Annotated in this window: 15 protein-coding genes; 10 read left to right on the forward strand and 5 right to left on the reverse strand. The window is 62.8% G+C overall.

Going from position 1 to position 19076, the window contains the following annotated elements:
- Positions 1-5 precede the first annotated feature (5 nt).
- The gene (locus ACP7E3_RS22625; protein ID WP_169850794.1) at positions 6-2087 is read left to right on the forward strand and encodes a carboxy terminal-processing peptidase; all 2082 of its coding nucleotides are present in this window, start codon (positions 6-8) and stop codon (positions 2085-2087) included.
- A gap of 118 nt (positions 2088-2205) precedes the next feature.
- The gene (locus tag ACP7E3_RS22630; RefSeq protein ID WP_057005839.1) at positions 2206-3975 is read left to right on the forward strand and encodes a bifunctional diguanylate cyclase/phosphodiesterase; all 1770 of its coding nucleotides are present in this window, start codon (positions 2206-2208) and stop codon (positions 3973-3975) included.
- Here ACP7E3_RS22630 and ACP7E3_RS22635 read toward each other — a convergent pair.
- The 4 genes from ACP7E3_RS22635 to ACP7E3_RS22650 form a co-directional block, all read right to left on the reverse strand.
- Complete coding sequence (locus ACP7E3_RS22635; protein ID WP_017846885.1) at positions 3972-4343, reverse strand: hypothetical protein; 372 nt, start codon at positions 4341-4343, stop codon at positions 3972-3974. The genes ACP7E3_RS22630 and ACP7E3_RS22635 overlap by 4 nt on opposite strands.
- The gene (locus ACP7E3_RS22640; protein WP_046385332.1) at positions 4340-4678 is read right to left on the reverse strand and encodes a helix-turn-helix domain-containing protein; all 339 of its coding nucleotides are present in this window, start codon (positions 4676-4678) and stop codon (positions 4340-4342) included. Before ACP7E3_RS22640 ends, ACP7E3_RS22635 begins: the two co-directional genes overlap by 4 nt.
- A 106-nt stretch (positions 4679-4784) precedes the next feature.
- The gene (locus ACP7E3_RS22645) at positions 4785-5243 is read right to left on the reverse strand and encodes a YkvA family protein (RefSeq protein ID WP_017846883.1); all 459 of its coding nucleotides are present in this window, start codon (positions 5241-5243) and stop codon (positions 4785-4787) included.
- Between the two features lie 315 nt (positions 5244-5558).
- Positions 5559-6290, reverse strand: coding sequence for an FKBP-type peptidyl-prolyl cis-trans isomerase (locus ACP7E3_RS22650; protein WP_017846882.1), 732 nt, complete (start codon positions 6288-6290; stop codon positions 5559-5561).
- A gap of 247 nt (positions 6291-6537) precedes the next feature.
- Here ACP7E3_RS22650 and ACP7E3_RS22655 point away from each other — a divergent pair, with 247 nt between their 5' ends.
- The 8 genes from ACP7E3_RS22655 to ACP7E3_RS22690 all read left to right on the forward strand — a co-directional run bounded on the left by ACP7E3_RS22655 (position 6538) and on the right by ACP7E3_RS22690 (position 18168).
- The gene (locus ACP7E3_RS22655) at positions 6538-8349 is read left to right on the forward strand and encodes a di-heme-cytochrome C peroxidase (RefSeq protein WP_426124447.1); all 1812 of its coding nucleotides are present in this window, start codon (positions 6538-6540) and stop codon (positions 8347-8349) included.
- A 29-nt stretch (positions 8350-8378) separates the two neighbouring features.
- Positions 8379-9509: a catalase family protein gene (locus ACP7E3_RS22660; RefSeq protein WP_407691837.1), complete on the forward strand. Its 1131-nt coding sequence runs from the start codon at positions 8379-8381 to the stop codon at positions 9507-9509.
- A 523-nt stretch (positions 9510-10032) separates the two neighbouring features.
- Positions 10033-10131: a K(+)-transporting ATPase subunit F gene (kdpF, locus tag ACP7E3_RS22665; protein WP_074851717.1), complete on the forward strand. Its 99-nt coding sequence runs from the start codon at positions 10033-10035 to the stop codon at positions 10129-10131.
- 107 nt (positions 10132-10238) lie between these two features.
- Positions 10239-11945 carry a potassium-transporting ATPase subunit KdpA gene (gene kdpA, locus ACP7E3_RS22670; protein ID WP_169864053.1) on the forward strand — a complete coding sequence of 569 codons (1707 nt, stop codon included), beginning with the start codon at positions 10239-10241 and terminating at the stop codon, positions 11943-11945.
- 10 nt (positions 11946-11955) lie between these two features.
- On the forward strand, positions 11956-12615 hold the full coding sequence (kdpC, locus tag ACP7E3_RS22675) for a K(+)-transporting ATPase subunit C (protein WP_126589465.1): 660 nt from the start codon (positions 11956-11958) through the stop codon (positions 12613-12615).
- Between the two features lie 12 nt (positions 12616-12627).
- Positions 12628-14697 (forward strand): potassium-transporting ATPase subunit KdpB, encoded by a 2070-nt coding sequence (gene kdpB, locus ACP7E3_RS22680; protein WP_108524447.1) that lies wholly within the window; start codon positions 12628-12630, stop codon positions 14695-14697.
- A gap of 130 nt (positions 14698-14827) precedes the next feature.
- Entirely contained in the window at positions 14828-17479 is a 2652-nt protein-coding gene (locus tag ACP7E3_RS22685) for a sensor histidine kinase (protein ID WP_046384151.1), read from the forward strand.
- Positions 17476-18168, forward strand: coding sequence for a response regulator (locus tag ACP7E3_RS22690; RefSeq protein WP_046384152.1), 693 nt, complete (start codon positions 17476-17478; stop codon positions 18166-18168). The genes ACP7E3_RS22685 and ACP7E3_RS22690 overlap by 4 nt, the downstream gene beginning before the upstream one ends.
- Here ACP7E3_RS22690 and ACP7E3_RS22695 read toward each other — a convergent pair.
- Positions 18128-19051 (reverse strand): LysR family transcriptional regulator, encoded by a 924-nt coding sequence (locus ACP7E3_RS22695; RefSeq protein ID WP_046384153.1) that lies wholly within the window; start codon positions 19049-19051, stop codon positions 18128-18130. The two genes, ACP7E3_RS22690 and ACP7E3_RS22695, sit on opposite strands and share 41 nt — an antisense overlap.
- Positions 19052-19076: the final 25 nt, after the last annotated feature.

The following is a 19076-nucleotide window of genomic DNA, read 5'->3' on the forward strand; positions in this document are numbered from 1 at the left end:
TCAGCATGAAGCATTTGTTCCCCAGCACCGCCCTAGCTCTTTTCATTGGTCTCGGCTTGTCGTCGATGTCGACCAATACGTTCGCAGCCAACAGCTGGGACAATCTTCAGCCTGATCGCGATGAGGTGATTGCCAGCCTTAACGTCGTCGAGTTGCTCAAGCGTCATCACTACAGCAAGCCGCCGCTGGACGACGCTCGCTCGGTGATCATCTATGACAGCTACCTCAAGCTGCTGGACCCGTCGCGCAGCTACTTCCTGGCCAGCGACATCGCTGAGTTCGACAAGTGGAAGACCCAGTTCGACGACTTCCTCAAGAGCGGCGACCTGCAGCCCGGGTTCACCATCTACAAGCGTTACCTGGACCGCGTCAAAGCGCGTCTGGACTTCGCCCTGGGTGAATTGGACAAAGGCATCGACAAGTTCGACTTCACCGAGAAGGAAAGCCTTCTGGTGGATCGCAAGGACGCCCCTTGGCTGACCAGCACCGCCGCCCTGGATGACCTGTGGCGCAAACGCGTCAAGGACGAAGTGCTGCGCCTGAAGATCGCCGGCAAAGAGCCGAAGGCCATTCAAGAGCTGTTGACCAAGCGCTACAAGAATCAGCTGGCACGTCTGGACCAGACCCGTGCCGAAGATATCTTCCAGGCCTACATCAACACCTTCGCGATGTCCTACGATCCGCACACCAATTATCTGTCGCCGGATAACGCGGAAAATTTCGATATCAACATGAGTCTGTCGCTGGAAGGCATCGGTGCCGTCCTGCAAAGCGACAATGACCAGGTGAAAATCGTGCGTCTGGTACCGGCCGGTCCGGCAGACAAGACCAAGCAGGTCGCCCCTGCCGACAAGATCATCGGCGTGGCCCAGGCCGACAAAGAGATGGTCGATGTGGTCGGCTGGCGCCTGGACGAAGTGGTCAAGCTGATCCGTGGGCCGAAAGGCAGCGTGGTGCGCCTGGAAGTGATTCCGCACACCAATGCGCCGAACGACCAGACCAGCAAGATCGTGTCCATCACCCGTGAAGCGGTGAAGCTCGAAGACCAGGCCGTGCAGAAAAAAGTCCTCAACCTCAAGCAGGATGGCAAGGACTACAAGCTGGGCGTAATTGAAATCCCGGCCTTCTACCTGGACTTCAAGGCCTTCCGGGCCGGCGATCCGGACTACAAGAGCACCACGCGCGACGTTAAGAAGATCCTGACCGAGCTGCAGAAAGAAAAAGTCGACGGCGTGGTCATCGACCTGCGCAACAACGGCGGCGGCTCCCTGCAGGAAGCCACCGAGCTGACCAGCCTGTTTATCGACAAGGGTCCGACCGTGTTGGTGCGCAACGCTGACGGCCGTGTCGACGTGCTCGAAGACGAGAACCCGGGCGCCTTCTACAAAGGCCCGATGGCGTTGCTGGTCAACCGCCTGTCGGCCTCGGCCTCGGAGATTTTCGCCGGCGCCATGCAGGACTATCACCGCGCCTTGATCATCGGCGGCCAGACCTTCGGCAAAGGCACCGTGCAGACCATCCAGCCGCTGAACCATGGCGAGCTGAAACTGACCCTGGCCAAGTTCTACCGGGTTTCCGGGCAGAGCACCCAGCATCAGGGCGTGCTGCCGGACATCGACTTCCCGTCGATCATCGACACCAAGGAAATCGGCGAGAGCGCCCTGCCCGAGGCCATGCCGTGGGACACCATCCGTCCTGCGATCAAGCCCGCGTCGGACCCGTTCAAGCCATTCCTGGCGCAGTTGAAGGCTGACCACGACACCCGCTCCGCCAAGGATGCCGAGTTCGTGTTCATCCGCGACAAGCTGGCCCTGGCCAAGAAGCTGATGGAAGAAAAATCCGTCAGCCTCAATGAAGTGGATCGTCGCAAGCAGCACGCCGACATCGAGAATCAGCAACTGGTGCTGGAAAACGTCCGCCGCAAGGCCAAGGGCGAAGACCCACTCAAGGAACTGAAGAAAGAAGATGAAGACGCGCTGCCGGCCGAGGCGGATAAAACCAAGCCGGAAGACGACGCCTACCTGGCCGAGACAGGCCGGATTCTGCTGGACTACCTGAAAGTGACCAAACAGGTGGCCAAGCAGTAAATGATGGCTATTTAATGTGATCGCGCTGCAGAGTGTCATCATATAGACATCATTCTGTCGTGAAATAAAGGACCGTCGGCTCACCGCCTGCGGTCCTTTTTTTTCGATCGAGATCGCCATGACCATGACCGAACAGCTGAATGCATTGGGCTCTATCCTGGCTCAAGGCAGTTTGCACAGCCTGTTCCAACCGATCATCTGTCTGTCCGAGCGGCGTATCCTCGGCTACGAAGCCCTCAGCCGTGGCCCGTCCAACAGCCCGCTGCACTCCCCGGTCGCCCTGTTTGCCGTGGCCGGCCATGCCGGGCGCCTCAGCGAACTGGAAATAGCCTGCCGCGAAAGCGCATGCCGACGCTTCAGCGAGCAGAAGTTGCCGGGCAAGCTGTTTCTCAATATCTCGCCGGAATCCCTGATGGAAACCGCGCACCAACCGGGCCGCACCCTGCAACTGCTGCGGGACTTCGGCATCCCCCCCAGCCAAGTGGTGATCGAACTCACCGAGCAGTCGCCCACCGACGATTTCGACCTGCTGCAAACCGCCCTGCATCACTACCGCGACATGGGTTTCGCCATCGCACTCGACGACTTGGGCGCAGGGTATTCCAGCCTGCGCTTGTGGTCGGAACTGCGTCCGGATTACGTGAAGATCGATCGGCACTTTATCGACGGCATCCACCAGGACGCGCTCAAGCGCGAATTTGTCGGTTCTATCCTGCAGATCGCCCGGGCGTCGCGCGCCCAGGTGATTGCCGAAGGCATCGAGCTGCCGGAAGAGCTGGCGGTGCTGACCGAGATGGGGGTCGACCTGGTCCAGGGTTATTTGCTCTGTCGTCCCCAAGAACACCCGCCGCAGGAAGCGCGCCTGATGCTACCCAAACCCGATAACGCCAACATTGCCCTCAGCGAAGAAGGCAGTGACCTCAGCGCCCTGCTCAACGAGCAGCCGGCAGTGAATCAGGACACCGCCACCGCCCAGGTGCTGGAGTCCTTCCGCCGCCAGGCCAACCTCAACTCCCTGGCGGTGCTGGATGGGCGCGACCGGCCGGTCGGGATTGTGCATCGCCATTCGTTGTCCGACGCCCTGCTCAAACCGTTCGCCACCGACCTGTTCGCGCGCAAGCCGATCAGCCGCCTGATGAGCGATGATTTTCTCGCGGTGGAGTTGAGCCAGTCCCTGCAACAGGTCAGCCGGCTGCTGACCAGCCGCGCCCGCCAACGCATCGAGGAAGACTTCATCATCACGCTGAACGGCGACTACCTCGGCCTGGGCCGGGTGATCGATGTGCTCAAGCTGATCACCGAGCTGAAGATCCAGCAGGCGCGCTACGCCAACCCGTTGACCCTGCTACCGGGCAACGTGCCGATCCAGCAGTGCCTGACGCGACTGTTGCAGCAGCAACGCGAGTCGGTGATTTGCTACGTGGATATCGACAGCTTCAAGCCGTTCAATGACATCTATGGCTACGGGCGTGGCGATGAAGTGCTGCTGTGCCTGGCGCAATGCCTGAATGACAGGGTCGACCCCAGCCGCGACTTTGTCGGGCATATCGGCGGCGATGACTTCTTGCTGGTGCTCGGGCCGCAGGATTGGCGCAAACGGCTCAATCAACTGCTGGATGATTTCCACACCCAATGCCGACGCTTCTATCGCGCAGAACATCTGGACGCCGGCTGCTTTGTGGCCTTGAACCGCCAGGGTGTGCGCCAGGAATATGCTCTGTTGTCGCTGTCCATCGGCGTGGTGCATTTGTATCCACAGGCCTGTGGACAACTCGATGCCAGCCAGTTGGCGGAGCTGGCGTCCCAGGCTAAACACCATGCCAAGGACATCGCCGGTTACAGCATCCACGTGATCGACAGCCTGGACATGCTGCCCCTGCCGGTTTAAGCCTCGGCGGATTCCGGGTACTCGTATTCGAACACGCGCACCACCTCCGAAGCGTGCCAGGACGCGGCGGCCACGCCATCGGAAGGCCCGCAAAAACGCCCCAGGCGCTCCACGCATTCAAAAAAACCGGTACGCGGCAGGCGGCTGGCACCCTGGCTGATCACCAGGGAACTGCGCAACGGCTGCTCGGCCTTGGCGTCCAGCGCCGCCAGATGTTCCAGGGCGGCGGTGAGGGTCTGCATCGCCGGCGTGGGAAATTGCAGGCGCTCCAGCAGCGCACGGTAAGTCAGCAAGTGGCGCTGGCGGCGCGCCTGGTCCAGTTCGTGGAGTAACCCATCCCAGTGTTGACGGCTGATACGTAGGCTCAAGATTCATCCCTCCAACCTGCCACGCCCAATTCCCAGGCCAGACTGCGGCGGATCGCGGCATCCGGCTGGCGTTCACCACTTTCGATCAATCCGAGGTACGAGGGGCTGATCCCCACGGTACGGGCCAGGGCTTCAATAGCCAGGCCCTTGGCTTCGCGCAAGCCGCGCAGGTCTGCAAGCGGGTGCAGGTCCTGGGCTGGCGCGGCGTGGGCAGTAGAAGAAGGTGCTGGTGCGGGTTGCTGCTGACCGGCGGCTTTTAGCAGCGCCTGGTACTGATCCCATGGCAACACCGCATATTCGGGTTCGCCATCCCGTGAAATTATCTGAATATCCATGACAGCCCCGTAGGATAACAACACTTACTAAGTAAGCACTTTCCTTAAGCGCTTTCCTAAGGAGTGTAATCCTAACAGCCACAAAGGTCGCAGGGGGATCGCCGTATCATGGGGTTTTTTGCCGGTTTTCCTGGGCCAGCAGCGCGGGCGTCGCAGGCAGGCGCTCAACCACGGCGAGCTTTTCCGGACGCTGCGCCTCACGCCAGGCGCGAAAGGCGCTCAGTTCGGCGCTCAGGCTCTTCATGACCCAGGCCAGCACGGCGATGTCGTCGAGCATGCCGAACATGGGAATAAAGTCCGGTATCGCATCGATCGGACTGAGGAAATACATCAGTCCTGCGACGACCGACACCAGCGCCTTCGGGCTGATCGCGCGGTACTCGCCCCGCCAGTAGGCCAGGCACAGGGCCTGGAGCAACTTGAGGTCATCCTTGAGCTTACCGAGGCGGTTGCCCTGGCTTGCGCCCTTGGCCGCCACGGCGAACAACAGCGTCGGCAAGCGTCCACGCCCCAGCAAGCGCGCGGCCATGGGCAGAAAACGGGCGAAATTGAAGGGTGGTTTCATTCGGCACTCCAGTTCCATGGGACAGAGAAGGTTATCCACACAAATTGTGGATAACCTTGTGAACAGAGCCGGTTTTCACCGCTGAGAGCCACGGTTTACAAGGCCTTCAGTCAGATCGGGCGTTTTTTGCGCACATCAAAAAAACCCAAGAATTCATTGACTTGGCGCTTGCGTCCGGCTACCTGCACTCGAGTCTTGATCAGACTGCCGCACCTTGCGGACGTTCGTTTGGGTTTGCACAGGCTTGAGTGTGCAAGCGTGCGGCAAAAACAACAACGCCCCGTCGAGACGGGGCGTTGGGTGTTCAGGCGCCGATTACTTCTTGGCGGCTGGTGCGTCAGGAGCTTCAGCCTTGGCCGGGTCCTTGATACCCAGCAGTTCCAGGTCGAATACCAGCACGGAGTTGGCCGGAATCGCCGGGCTCGGGCTCTGGGCACCGTAAGCCAGGTCGGACGGGATGTACAACTCGACCTTCTCGCCGACGTGCATCAGTTGCAGGCCTTCGACCCAACCCGGAATCACGCCGCTGACCGGCAGGTCAATCGGGCTGCCGCGATCCACGGAGCTGTCAAAGGTGGTGCCGTTGGTGAGCTTGCCGGTGTAGTGAACAGTCACTACGTCGGTCGGCTTAGGCTGAGGGCCGTCGGCTTTCTTGGTGATCTTGTACTGCAGGCCGGAAGCCGTGGTGACTACACCGTCTTTCTTGGCGTTGTCTTCGAGGAATTTCTTGCCGGCGGCTGCCGACTCTTCGCTCATTTTGGCCATGCGTTCTTCAGCACGCTTTTGCAGTGCGGCAAACGCTTCAACCAGTTCGTCGTCTTTCAGCTTCTGCTCTTTCTTGCCGACGGCATCTTCAATGCCCTGGGCTACCGCTTTGGAATCCAGGTCATCCATGCCTTCTTGGGCAAGGCTTTTGCCCATGTTCAGGCCGATACCGTAGGAAGCTTTCTGCGCCGGGGTTTTCAGCTCTACGCTGGTCTGCGAATCACAACCCGCAAGTACCAGGCTAACCAGGGCCACCGCCGCCGCCAACCGATGCTGTTTCATGCTATTTCCTTGTTCATGCGCCAAAAGGGCAATCGAATAAAGTCGCGAGCTTATCAGGCGGCCACGACCAATGGCTACCGGCATCTGAGCAGGAAACTTCTGATAAGTTCACGTGTTTAAACGCATTTTCATTCATGATGGGCGCCCGCGACGGATCGCGGGACTGCCTGTCAGCAGGACCATGGCCACTTGCCGCACCTGTGGCGTAGTGGCATAACAACGCAATCACTCGACAAGGATAGTTATCTTGCGCATTTTTTCCCGTGTTTTATTGCTGATTCTCGCCCTGCTGGGCCTGATCCTGGCGGTGGTGCTCTATTACACCGTCAACCCCAGGCTGCCGGGCTACGTGCCCGTGGAACAGGTACGCTACCAGGACCAATGGAGTGCCGCCGACCGCCAGACCTATTACTTCACGCCCCAGGGCACCCAGGTAAAAGGCCTGCATTACGACTGGTTCACCGCGCTGGAACTGCCGTTTTCCGAACAGCGCTTCGCCGCCCCGGAGTACCTGGCACGCTTCGGCTTCCTGGTCGACCCCAAGCAAGTGCCCAGCACACAAAACCCCGGCAACCTGCCGGTCGGCTTCGCTCGACACAAGAATGCCGGCAACAATACCGAATACCTGGACATCACCTGCGCCGCCTGCCACACCGGCGAACTGCATTTCAACGGCCAGGCCCTGCGCATCGACGGCGGTTCGGCCCAGCACGTGCTGCCGTCCAGCGTGCCGACCTTGCGCGGCGGCAGTTTCGGCCAGGCCCTGGTGGCCAGCCTCGCCGCGACGTATTACAACCCCTGGAAATTCGAGCGCTTCGCCCGCAAGGTGCTCGGCCACGATTACGACACTCACAATGAACAACTGCTGCGCCAGGACTTCAAACAGTCGCTGAACCAGTTCCTCAAAGTCGCCTGGAACGACACCCATCGCGGCCTCTACCCCACCGAAGAAGGCCCGGGGCGCACCGATGCCTTCGGCCGCATCGCCAACGCCAGCTTCGGCGACGCGATTTCGCCGGACAATTACCGCGTTGCCAACGCGCCTGTGGACTACCCGCAGCTGTGGGATATCTGGACGTTCGACTGGGTGCAGTGGAACGGTTCAGCGCAACAACCGATGGCGCGCAATATCGGCGAAGCCCTCGGCGTGGGAGCCACCCTGGGCTTCTTCGACAACGCCGGCCAACCGCTTCAGGGCGACGCGCGCTACCCGTCGAGCGTGCGGGTGCGCGACCTGAACCTGATCGAAGAAACCCTGCAGCGCCTCAAGCCGCCGACCTGGCCGGAAGACCTGTTCGGCGCCATCGACAAGCCCCTCGCCGCCCAGGGCCGCGCACTGTTCGTCGAAAACTGCGCCGGCTGCCATGTGCCGGCCGTCACCCAGCAAAATGGCCGCCCGGTACAGCAACTGAAGATGCTCCCGGTGGACGCCATCGGCACCGACCCTGGCGCCGCCAACAACATTGCCGACCAGCGCTATGACCTCAGCGCCTTGAAATGGGACCCGGCGGAGCTGGCCCAACTGAACGTCGAGTTGCACCCCACGCCCACCGAACCGCTGGACCTGAAAAAAATCTCCGTGGCCAAGGGCCTGGCCTACGTCACCGCCTTCGTTGAGGACCACGCCTACCGCGCCGCCGGCGTCACCCCGGCCGAGCGCCCACGCCTGGACGGTTACGGCCTGCCCATCGGCGTGCGCGAGTTGCGCGCCTACAAAGCACGGCCGCTGGCCGGCGTGTGGGCCACCCCGCCGTTCTTGCACAACGGCTCGGTGCCGACGATCTACCAGTTGCTCTCGCCCCAGGACGAGCGCGCCACTACCTTCTATAAAGGCACCTTCGACTACGACCCGCGCCACCTGGGCTTTCAGACCGACGCGTTCAAAAATGCCTTCCTGTTCGATACGCGCATCACCGGCAACCACAACAGCGGCCATGAATTCCGTGCCGGCCAGCGTGGCAACGGGGTCATCGGCCGCGGCCTGCTGCCCCAGGAACGCTGGGCGCTGCTCGAATACCTCAAAGTCCTCGGCGGCCCGCTGGAGCAACAACTGCCATGATTATCCACTCGCACAACCAGCAACCGTCCATGCTCGCGCGCCTGTGGCTGCGCCTCGGCACCGTGCTCGGCAAAACCCTGGCATGGCTGCTGGCCCTTGGCCTGCTCGGCTGGCTGGCCGCCACCGCCTGGTACGCCTGGCAGTACAGCGGTCCGGTGTCGCCGGATGAGCAGATCCCGTCCGGTGAAGCGGCAATGACCCAAGGCATTATCCAGACGGCAGTGCGTATCGTTGACCAACACCGCGAAGGCACGCGCTACCTGCGCGACGCTCATGCCAAGGCCCACGGTTGCGTGAAGGCCGAAGTCAGTGTGCTGGCCGACCTCGACCCGGCGTTGCGCCAAGGTGTATTCGCCGAACCGGGCAAGACCTGGCACGCCATGATGCGACTGTCCAACGGCAACGCCTACCCGCAATTCGACAGCATCCGCGATGCACGCGGCATGGCCATCAAGCTGCTCGACGTGCCGGGCAAACAGCTGCTCGCCGACCAGCAAGCGCGGGCCGAGCAGGACTTCGTGATGTTCAGCCACCCGAACTTCTTTGTCAGCGACGTGGCCGAATACGCGCAGAACATCGGGGCCCAAGCAGACGGCAAGAAGGTCCTGGCATTTTTTCCCAAGCTCGACCCGCGCAGTTGGCAGGTACGCCACCTGTTCATCGCCCTGGCGACCCTGGCCCCCGCGCCAGCCAGCCCGACCCAGACCACGTACTTTTCCGTCTCGCCCTACAAGTTCGGCGCGGCCAACGCCAAGTTCCGCGTCGCACCCGACCCGCAAAGCTGCCCGGATTACGTGCCGCCCAAACAGAACCAGGACCTGCCGAACTTCCTGCGCAGTGCGCTGAACCAGCAACTGTCCACCGACCGCGTGCCGGCGTGTTTCGTGTTGCAGATCCAGCGGCAGAACCCGCAGAAGTTCATGCCGATCGAAGACACCAGCATCGAATGGAAGGAAAGCGATGCGCCCTATGAAACCGTGGCCAAGGTGACGATCCCCGCCCAGGATTTCGACACGCCGGCGCTGAACCTGGCGTGCGACAACCAGTCGTTCAACCCGTGGTTCGGGCTGGAGGCGCATCGCCCCATCGGCGGGATCAACCGGTTGCGTAAAGCGGTGTACGAAGCCGTCAGCGACTATCGGCATAGCCGCAACTTGTAAGGTTGGGGGCTGTGTGGGAGGGGGCTTGCTGCCTCCCACATTTAGATCTCATTACAATAAGCAGATGTTGTGTCGTTCTGCTTTTCGTAAAGAATGCGTATAGATTGCCAATTCGCCATAACGATTACGTCGCCTCTATTGAGTCACTAAGCGCGAACGTTCTACCGTCACTTCCTACCCCCAAACATCCGTAGGAAGTCATCGTGGAAAGTTCAACTTTAGGCATGGTCGTCCTCTCAATGATTGCACTCTTCGGCACCGCCGCGTTTTGCTTCGAGCACCTCGCCACGCGCAGCGAGAAGAAAAAGAAAGCCAAATAAACAGCGCGTCAACATCAGCAGAACCCCAGTTTTTCAAGGGATACCCGGGCGGCGGGCTATCCCTTTTTTTCGTTCGCCTCGCATAACTTCGTCTCTATACCGTCTTAATACCGCCGCCGCTAATCAGTGCCTGGGCTTGATACCCCAGCGATTAACCTCCCCGCGTCCGCCATTGCGGCTTATTTATTCAGGGGAGTTACACCGTGCTCACACTCACGTTCATTTATATCGCCAGCGGCTTATGCGCCGTGGGGCTGTTCGCTTACTTGGGCTACGCACTTATTCGCGCAGAAAAATTCTAGGGAGTTCGCCATGTACGACCTGATGTTTATTGGCCTTTCCCTGGTGTTTTTTGTTGCGACTGCCATGGCCATTGTCGCCATGGGCAAGATTTGAACGGAGCCACGACATGTTAAGCACGCTGCTGGAATTTGCGCTGGTCCTGGGGTTGATGACGGGACTCGCGGTACTGATGGGCAAATGGCTGACCCGGGTGTTCACCGGGACTTACCATGCCTGGCCGGAACGTTGTACCTATCGCCTGCTGGGCATCGACCCGCAGGAAAACATGGGCTGGGCCCGTTACGGTTCGGCGCTGTTGCTGTCGAACGCGGCGATGATGCTGCTGGGCTATCTGGTCCTGCGCCTGCAGGCGGTGATGCCGATCAACCCGCTGGGGCTGGCCGCGCAAACGCCGGACCTGGCGTTCAACACCACGGTGTCCTTTATTACCAACACCAACTGGCAGGCGTACTCGGGCGAGACGAGCCTGTCGAACTTCAGCCAGATGGCGGTCATCACCTTTCTGATGTGCGTCGGCGCCACCTCCGGCGTGGTCGCGGCGGCCGGTTTCATTCGCGGCTTGAGCCGCTCCAACTCGGGCGACCTCGGCAACTTCTGGGTCGACTTCACCCGCACGCTCTACCGCGTAATGCTGCCGCTGTGCCTGGGCATGGCGCTGGTGTATGTCTGGCAGGGCATGCCGCAGACCTTCGCTTCCCAGGCGCTGGTCACCACGCTGGAAGGCGCGCAGCAGCAGTTGATTGTCGGCGCGGTGGCCAGCTTTGAGTCGATCAAGCACATCGGCACCAACGGCGGCGGTTTCTTCAGCATGAACGCGGCGCACCCGTTCGAAAACCCGACGCCGCTGACCAACATCCTACACATCCTCAGCATGTTGCTGATCCCGTCGGCATTGACCTACACCTTTGGCAGCATGCTGGTGCAGCGTCGTCAGGGTTGGGTGTTTTTCGGCACCTTCCTGGTGATGTTCATCGGCTTCCTCGCCCTGGTCTACGGCGCCGAGCAAAACGGCAACCCGCTGCTGACCCAGGCCGGCGCCAACCAGAGCCTGTCGCTGGAACAAAGCGGCGGCAACATGGAAGGCAAGGAACTGCGCTTCGGCATCGCCGACAGCAGCCTGTTCATCGCCACCACCACCGCCGCGACCACCGGCTCGGTCAACACCATGCACGACTCGCTGACCCCCATGGGCGGTTTCGTGCCCTTGGCGCAGATGATGCTCAACTGCGTGTTCGGCGGCGACGGCGTGGGCTTTATCAACCTGATCCAGTACGCCCTGCTGACGGTGTTCCTGGTGGGCATGATGATCGGCCGCAGCCCCGAGTTCCTCGGCAAGAAAATCGAGGCACGGGAGATGAAACTGGTGATGCTCTCGGTGCTCGCGCACCCCATCAGCATCCTCGGTTTCACCGCCCTCGCCGCCCTGTGGCCCGACACCCTGGCCAGCCTGAACAACCTCGGCCCCCACGGTTTCAGCGAGGTGCTCTATGCCTATACCTCCGGCACCGCCAACAACGGCTCGGCCTTCGCCGGCTTGAACGCGAACACGCCGTTTTTCAACACCACCATCGGCCTGGCGATGTTGATCGGGCGCTTCTTCACCATGCTGCCGATGCTCGCCGTGGCGGGTTCCCTGGCGATGAAGAAAACCGTGCCTGCCGGTGCCGGCACCATTCCCACCGCGACCCCGCTGTTCATGTTGCTGGTGGTGTTCGTGGTGCTGGTGGTCGGTGGCCTGACCTTTTTGCCGGCGCTCGCGCTCGGCCCGCTGGTGGAGCAACTGCAGTTGCTGTCCGGCCAGACGTACAACTGAGGACACGTGGATGACGACTCAATCGATATTCAAAGGGCTGTTGCGCCCGGTGCTGGTTTCGGCGGTGTTTTTCATGCTGTTGACGGGGTTCGCCTACCCGGCGCTCACCACCGTGACCGCCCAACTGGTGTTCCCGTTCCAGGCCCGCGGCTCGCTGATTGAACGCGACGGCCTGGTCATGGGCTCGGCCCTGATCGGTCAGCACTTCACCCGGCCGGAGTACTTTCACGGGCGCCCGAGCATGACCCTCGGCGCCGACCCGCAAGACCCGAGCAAAAGCGTGTCGCAGCCATACAACGCCGGCTCCAGCGGCGCCAGCAACCTGGGGCCGACCAGCCAGAAGCTGCTGGACCAGGTGGCCGCACGCGCCCACGCCTATCGCCAGGACAACGGCCTGGCCGCCGATGCCCTGGTTCCGGTGGACGCAGTCACCGCTTCCGCTTCAGGCCTCGATCCGCATATCTCGCTGGCCAATGCGCGGCTGCAACTGCCACGGGTGGCGCGCCTGCGGCAGATCCCCGAAGCCGAGCTGCTGCAACTGGTCAACCAATACACCAGCGCGCGCACCCTCGGCCTGCTCGGCGAACCACGGGTCAATGTGCTGCAACTCAACCTTGCGCTGGACGCCCGCCTGCCATCGCGTCAGCCCCCTATTGCGGCCAGTGAGTAAGAGATTTCCCTCATGAAGAATGCTCGTTTACCTCTGTTTGATCGCGCCATCGTCCTCACCGCGTGTGGGGATGCGCTGAAGAAACTGCAGCCCCAGGCGCAATGGAAAAACCCGGTGATGTTCGTGGTCTACCTGGGCAGCATCCTCACCACCCTGCTGTGGTTCCAGTCCCTGGGCGGCCAGGGTGAAGCGCCCAGCGGCTTTATCCTCAGCATCACCTTGTGGCTGTGGTTCACTGTGCTGTTCGCCAACTTCGCCGAGGCCCTGGCCGAAGGACGCAGCCGCGCCCAGGCCGCGAGCCTGCGCGGCATGAAACGCCAGACCCTGGCCAAGTTGCTGCAACAGCCCAAGCACGGCGCGGCGTGGCTGCCAACGGAAGCGACGCTGCTGCGCAAAGATCAGGTGGTGCTGATCGAAGCCGGCGACCTGGTACCGCTGGACGGCATCGTGATTGAAGGCGTGGCGTCGGTGGACGAAAGCGCGATCACTGGCGAATCGGCACCGGTGATTCGCGAGGCCGGCGGCGACTTTTCCTCGGTCACCGGCGGCACCCGTGTGCTGTCGGACTGGCTGGTGGTGCGTATCAGCGTCAACCCCGGCGAGTCGTTTCTGGACCGCATGATCTCGATGGTCGAATCGGCCAAGCGCCAGAAGACCCCGAACGAAGTGGCGCTGACCATCCTGCTGGTGGGCCTGACCCTGTTGTTTCTGCTGGTGATCGCCACGCTGAGCCCTTACTCGATCTTCGCCGTGGTCATGAGCGGCAGCGGCAGCGTGGTCAGCGCCACGGTGCTGGTGGCCTTGCTGGTGTGCCTGATCCCCACCACCATCGGCGGCCTGCTCTCGGCCATCGGCGTGGCGGGCATGAGCCGGATGATGTCGGCCAATGTCATCGCCACTTCCGGGCGGGCAGTCGAAGCGGCGGGCGACATCGACGTGTTGCTGCTGGACAAAACCGGCACCATCACCCTGGGCAACCGTCAGGCCAGCAGCTTTTTGCCGGCGCCGGGGATAAAAGAGGCCGAGTTGGCGGACGCCGCGCAACTGGCGTCCCTGGCCGATGAAACCCCGGAAGGCCGCAGCATCGTGGTACTGGCCAAACAGAAGTTCGACATTCGCGCGCGGGACATTCACCAGTTGGGCGCCAGCTTTGTCCACTTCACCGCGCAAACCCGCATGAGCGGGGTCGACCTGCCCGAAGGCCGGGCGATTCGCAAAGGTGCGGCGGACGCGATTCGCAGCCATATCGAGGCGTTGGGCGGCAGTTTTCCGACAAGCTTGCAGGCCAAGGTCGATGAAGTCGCGCGGCGTGGCAGCACGCCGCTGGTGGTCAGCGACGGTGCCAAGGCGCTGGGCGTGGTCGAACTCAAGGACGTGGTCAAGGGCGGCATCAAGGAACGCTTCGCCGAGTTGCGGCGCATGGGCATCAAGACCGTGATGATCACCGGCGACAACCGCCTGACCGCTGCCGCCATTGCGGTGGAGGCCGGCGTGGATGACTTCCTCGCCGAGGCCCGCCCGGAAGACAAGCTGCAATTGATCCGCGACTACCAGGCCCAGGGCAAGCTCGTGGCGATGACCGGCGACGGCACCAACGACGCGCCGGCGCTGGCCCAGGCCGACGTGGCGGTGGCGATGAACAGCGGCACCCAGGCCGCCAAAGAGGCCGGCAACATGGTCGACCTCGACAGCAACCCGACCAAGCTGATCGAAGTGGTCGAGGTCGGCAAACAGATGCTGATGACCCGCGGCGCCCTCACCACCTTCAGCGTGGCGAATGACGTGGCGAAGTACTTTGCAATCATCCCGGCGGCGTTTGTCGCGACCTATCCACAGCTCGGCGCATTGAATGTGATGCACCTGGCCAGCCCCAACTCGGCGATTCTCAGCGCGGTGATTTTCAACGCGCTGATCATTGTCGCGCTGATTCCCCTGGCCCTGCGCGGCGTGACCTACCGCTCGATCGGCGCGGCGGCGTTGCTCAACCGCAACCTGCTGATCTACGGCCTGGGCGGGGTGCTGGTGCCGTTTGCCGGGATCAAGCTGATCGACCTGCTGCTGACGGGGTTGGGCCTCGTATAGCGCCCCATCCACTGTAGGAGCGAGCTTGCTCGCGAAGGGCGTTAACGATAACGCGGGAAACCTGACACCCAACGGCACCCTCAGGTTTTTCGCGAGCAAGCTCGCTCCTACAGACAACCAGAGGAAGAATATGCCCGCCTTAAACGATGCACGCCCCGACCCCGACGCCCTGCTGGCGCGGGTACAACAAGAAGAACAGGCCGCCTTGCGCGGCAAATTGCGTATCTACTTCGGCTCCAACGCCGGGGTGGGCAAGACCTGCGCCATGCTCGCCGCGGCGCAACGCGAAGTCGCCCTGGGCCGCGACGTACTGGCCGGGGTGGTGGAAACCCATGGCCGCGCGGAAACCGCCGAGTGGCTCCATGGCCTGGAACAACTGCCCCGCGCCGCGCTGCAGCATGGCGAGTTCGCGCTCAGCGAATTCGACCTCGACGCCGCCCTGCGCCGCCATCCCGCCGTGGTGTTGGTGGATGAACTGGCCCATAGCAACGTGCCCGGCTCGCGCCACCCCAAACGCTGGCAAGACGTGGAAGAGCTGCTCAGCGCCGGCATCGATGTCTGGACCACCCTCAACGTGCAGCACCTGGAAAGCCTGAATGACCTGGTCAGCGGGATCATCGGCATCCGCGTGCGCGAAACCGTGCCCGACCATGTGTTCGATAACGCCCACGACGTGGTGGTGATCGACCTGCCGCCGGACGATCTGTTGCAACGCCTCAAGGACGGCAAAGTGTACCTGGGCCCGGCGGCGTCGCGTGCGTCGCAACATTTTTTCCGCAAGGGCAACCTGCTGGCGCTGCGCGAACTGGCACTGCGGCGCACGGCCGACCGGGTCGACACGCAAATGCGCGTGTACCGCCGCGAACAGTCGATCAAGGCCCTGTGGCCGGCCCGCGAACGGCTGCTGGTCGGCGTGGCCGGTGACGCTGGCGATGAACGCCTGGTGCGTGAAGCGGCGCGCCTGGCGCAGAAGCTGGAAGCGGACTGGATTGTGGTCCACGTCGCGTCGGCCCAGGGACGCGGCGCCCAGCGCTACCTGAGCGCGATGAAGACCCTGGCCCTGGCCGGCGAATTCGGCGCCGACACGGCCACACTGCCGGGCATGGACGTCGCCGAAGCCCTGGTCGCCTGCGCCCGCGAGCACAATGCCAATCGCCTGGTGCTCGGCCATCATCCGCGCCGCCGGTGGCGGTTCTGGCATCAGTCGGTCAGCGACCGGATCAGCCGCCATCACCCGCAAATCGATCAGATCGTGATTGCCCACGGCCTGCTGCCGGGCAAGCCCGTCGTGCACGAAAAACCCGCGGCGCTGCCCGGCACTCGACTGGCCTACCTCTGGGCCAGCCTCGCCTGTTTCGCCGCCAGCGCCGGCGCCGCCCTGCTCTTGCAGGTGTTCGACCTGGCCAACGTGGTCATGCTGTTTTTGCTCACCGTCGTGTTGGTGGCGCTGCGCTATGGACGCGGCCCCGGCGTGTGGGCCGCGATGCTCGCGGTGCTGTGTTTCGACTTCTTTTTCGTACAGCCGCGCTATTCATTCACCGTCAACGACACCCAATATTTCTTCACCTTTGCGTTGATGCTCGGCATCGCCCTGATCACCGGCCAACTCACCGCGCGCCTGCGCCACGAAGCGCGCACCGCTGCCGCGCGCGAACGCCGCGCAACCTCCCTGGCGCGCCTGGCCCGCGACCTGTCGGCCGCGCTGACCGTGGAGCACATCAGCGAAGTCGCGCTGCGCACCTTCAGCGGCGTCTTCGAAGCCCGGGTCGGCCTGGCCCTGCCGGATGCCGCCGATGGCGTACACAGCGTCAGCGCGGGCGGGCTACCGATCGACGACAGCATCGCCCAATGGGCTTACGACCACGGCCACCCCGCCGGCCACGGCACCGACACCCTGTCGGCGGCCAAGGGCTGCTACTTGCCGCTCAAAGCGCCGATGCGCGTGCGCGGCGTGCTGGTGCTGGAACTGGCGCAGAGCGAGCGCCTGAACGACCCACAGGAACGCCGCCTGCTCGAAGCCTGCATGAGCCAGCTGGCGATTGCCCTGGAGCGCGTGCATTTCGTCGAGGTGGCGCAAAGCACCCTGGTGCAGATGGAAGGCGAGAAAATGCGCAACACCCTGCTCGCGGCGATTTCCCACGACCTGCGCACGCCCTTGACCACGCTGATCGGCGCCGCCGACACCGCCCTGCCCCACGCCCCGCCGGGGCCGCTGACCGATCTGCTGCACGGCATCCACGAACAAGCCACGTCCATGCAGCGCCTGATCGAAAACCTGCTGGACATGGCACGCATGCAAGAACGCGGCGTGCGCCTGAACCGCCAATGGCACTCGCTGGAAGAAATCGTCGGCAGCGCCCTGCGCCAATTGCGCGAACCGTTGGCGCGGCACCCTGTCCACACCACGCTCGACGCGCACTTGCCGCTGGTTGAAGTCGACGCGCTGCTGATCGAGCGGGTGCTGGTCAACCTGCTGGACAACGCCGCCAAGTACACCCCGCCGGGCACCGCTATCCGCGTGGCCGCGAGCCAGGTCGGCGAGGGCATTGTGCTGGAGGTCAGCGACACCGGCCCCGGCCATGCGCCGGCGAATCTGTTCGAACCCTTCACCCGCGGCCAGCAGGAATCGTCCGTCGCCGGCATCGGCCTGGGCCTGGCGCTGGCCAAACGCATCGTCGAGGCCCACGGCGGGCGCATCGACGCCAACCCCGGCCGCGCGTGCGGCATGCATTTCATCATCACGCTACCGGCGGGCACCCCGCCCGTCATGGACCCCTTATGAGCACTGCACGCATTCTGATTGTTGAAGACGAGGCCAACATCCGCCGCTTTGTCGGCATTGCCCTGCAAGATGAAGGTTTTCAGGTGTTCGAGGCCGACAGCGTCAAACGCGCGCTGATCCATGCCGCCAGCCGTCAGCCGGACCTGGTGATCGTCGACCTCGGCCTGCCGGACGGCGATGGCAAACAACTGATCAGCGAACTGCGCGGTTGGCTGGCGGTGCCGATCCTGGTGTTGTCGGCGCGTGACCGCGAAGAAGAAAAAGTCGCCGCCCTGGACGCCGGCGCCGATGACTACCTGACCAAGCCGTTCGGCGTGCCCGAACTGCTCGCACGCATCCGCGCCCAACTGCGCCGGCACGGGCAGACCGGCAGCGTGGTGGCGACCAGCAAGGTGGCGTTCGGCGAGATCGAGGTCGACCTGGCCACCCATGAAGTGTCGCGCTCGGGCCAGCCGGTCCACCTGACGCCCATCGAGTACCGCTTGCTCTGCGCAATGATTCGCGGCCAGAGCCGGGTGCTGACTCACCGGCAACTGCTGCTGGACGTGTGGGGCCTGGACTACGTCGACCGCGCCCACTACCTACGTGTACACATGGCGCATTTGCGGCAAAAACTCGAGGCCGACCCGGCGCAGCCGCAGTACTTCATTACCGAGTTGCAGGTGGGCTACCGGTTGGTCGGGTTGTGAACAGGCGCGCGGCGGCGAAGTCCACGAACACGCGGATTTTCGGCGAGAGATGGCGACTGGACGGCCACAACGCCCAGAACTGGCCCTCGTCCTCGCAGTGGCCCTCCAACACGGTGTCCAACTGCCCTTGGGCGAGCGCTTCGCGGGCGAGAAAGTCCGGCACGTAGGCAATGCCGTGGCCGTCGACGGCGGCGCTGAGCATGGCTTCCATATTGTTCAACGTCAGCGCCGTGGGCAGGCGCAACGCCGTGATCGCGGGGTTGGCGGACAACGTCCAGTCCATGATCTTGCCGGTGGTGGCAAACCGATAACGCAGGCATGGGTGGCGCTCAAGATCGGCGAGGGTTGCCGGCCGCCCGTGCTCGCGCAGATACGCGGGCGATGCACACAGCACAAACCTGAACGGCCCCAGCTTGCGGGCCATCAAGCTCGAATCGGCCAGGCCGCCGCTGCGGATCACCACGTCGAAGCCCTCCTCGATCACATCCACCAGGTGGTCGTTGAAATCCAGTTCCAGCTCGATCTCCGGGTAGGTCTGCCTGAACGCGAGCATATGCGGAAAGAGAAAGCGGTAGCCGATGGTCGGCAGGCTGACGCGCAATTTGCCACGGGGCGCTTGTATGGCATGGGAAAGCATGGCGCGGGCGTCGTGCAGGTCGTCGAGAATTTTCCGACAGCGCTCGTAGAACAATTGACCTTCGGCGGTCAGGCCGACTTTGCGCGTGCTGCGGTGCAGCAGGCGCACATTCAGCGAGGCTTCGAGTTTGGCGACATTCTTGCCCACCGCCGAGGCGGAAACCCCCAGTGCCCGCGCTGCCCCCACGAAGCTGAGGGCTTCTGCCGTTTTGACGAAGGCGATCACGCCGCTGAGATTATCCGTCACGTCATTACATCCATTCAGTCCGTTA

Source organism: Pseudomonas sp. PSPC2-3, assembly GCF_049898265.1.
Classification (GTDB): Bacteria; Pseudomonadota; Gammaproteobacteria; order Pseudomonadales; family Pseudomonadaceae; genus Aquipseudomonas; species Aquipseudomonas veronii.

Coding starts and splice junctions, on each gene's coding strand:
- ACP7E3_RS22625 (WP_169850794.1), top strand. CDS start 6: ATGAAGCATTTGTTCCCCAGCACCGCCCTAGCTCTTTTCATTGGTCTC.
- ACP7E3_RS22630 (WP_057005839.1), top strand. CDS start 2,206: ATGACCATGACCGAACAGCTGAATGCATTGGGCTCTATCCTGGCTCAA.
- ACP7E3_RS22640 (WP_046385332.1), bottom strand. CDS start 4,678: ATGGATATTCAGATAATTTCACGGGATGGCGAACCCGAATATGCGGTG.
- ACP7E3_RS22645 (WP_017846883.1), bottom strand. CDS start 5,243: ATGAAACCACCCTTCAATTTCGCCCGTTTTCTGCCCATGGCCGCGCGC.
- ACP7E3_RS22650 (WP_017846882.1), bottom strand. CDS start 6,290: ATGAAACAGCATCGGTTGGCGGCGGCGGTGGCCCTGGTTAGCCTGGTA.
- ACP7E3_RS22660 (WP_407691837.1), top strand. CDS start 8,379: ATGCTCGCGCGCCTGTGGCTGCGCCTCGGCACCGTGCTCGGCAAAACC.
- kdpA (WP_169864053.1), top strand. CDS start 10,239: ATGTTAAGCACGCTGCTGGAATTTGCGCTGGTCCTGGGGTTGATGACG.
- kdpC (WP_126589465.1), top strand. CDS start 11,956: ATGACGACTCAATCGATATTCAAAGGGCTGTTGCGCCCGGTGCTGGTT.
- kdpB (WP_108524447.1), top strand. CDS start 12,628: ATGAAGAATGCTCGTTTACCTCTGTTTGATCGCGCCATCGTCCTCACC.
- ACP7E3_RS22685 (WP_046384151.1), top strand. CDS start 14,828: ATGCCCGCCTTAAACGATGCACGCCCCGACCCCGACGCCCTGCTGGCG.
- ACP7E3_RS22690 (WP_046384152.1), top strand. CDS start 17,476: ATGAGCACTGCACGCATTCTGATTGTTGAAGACGAGGCCAACATCCGC.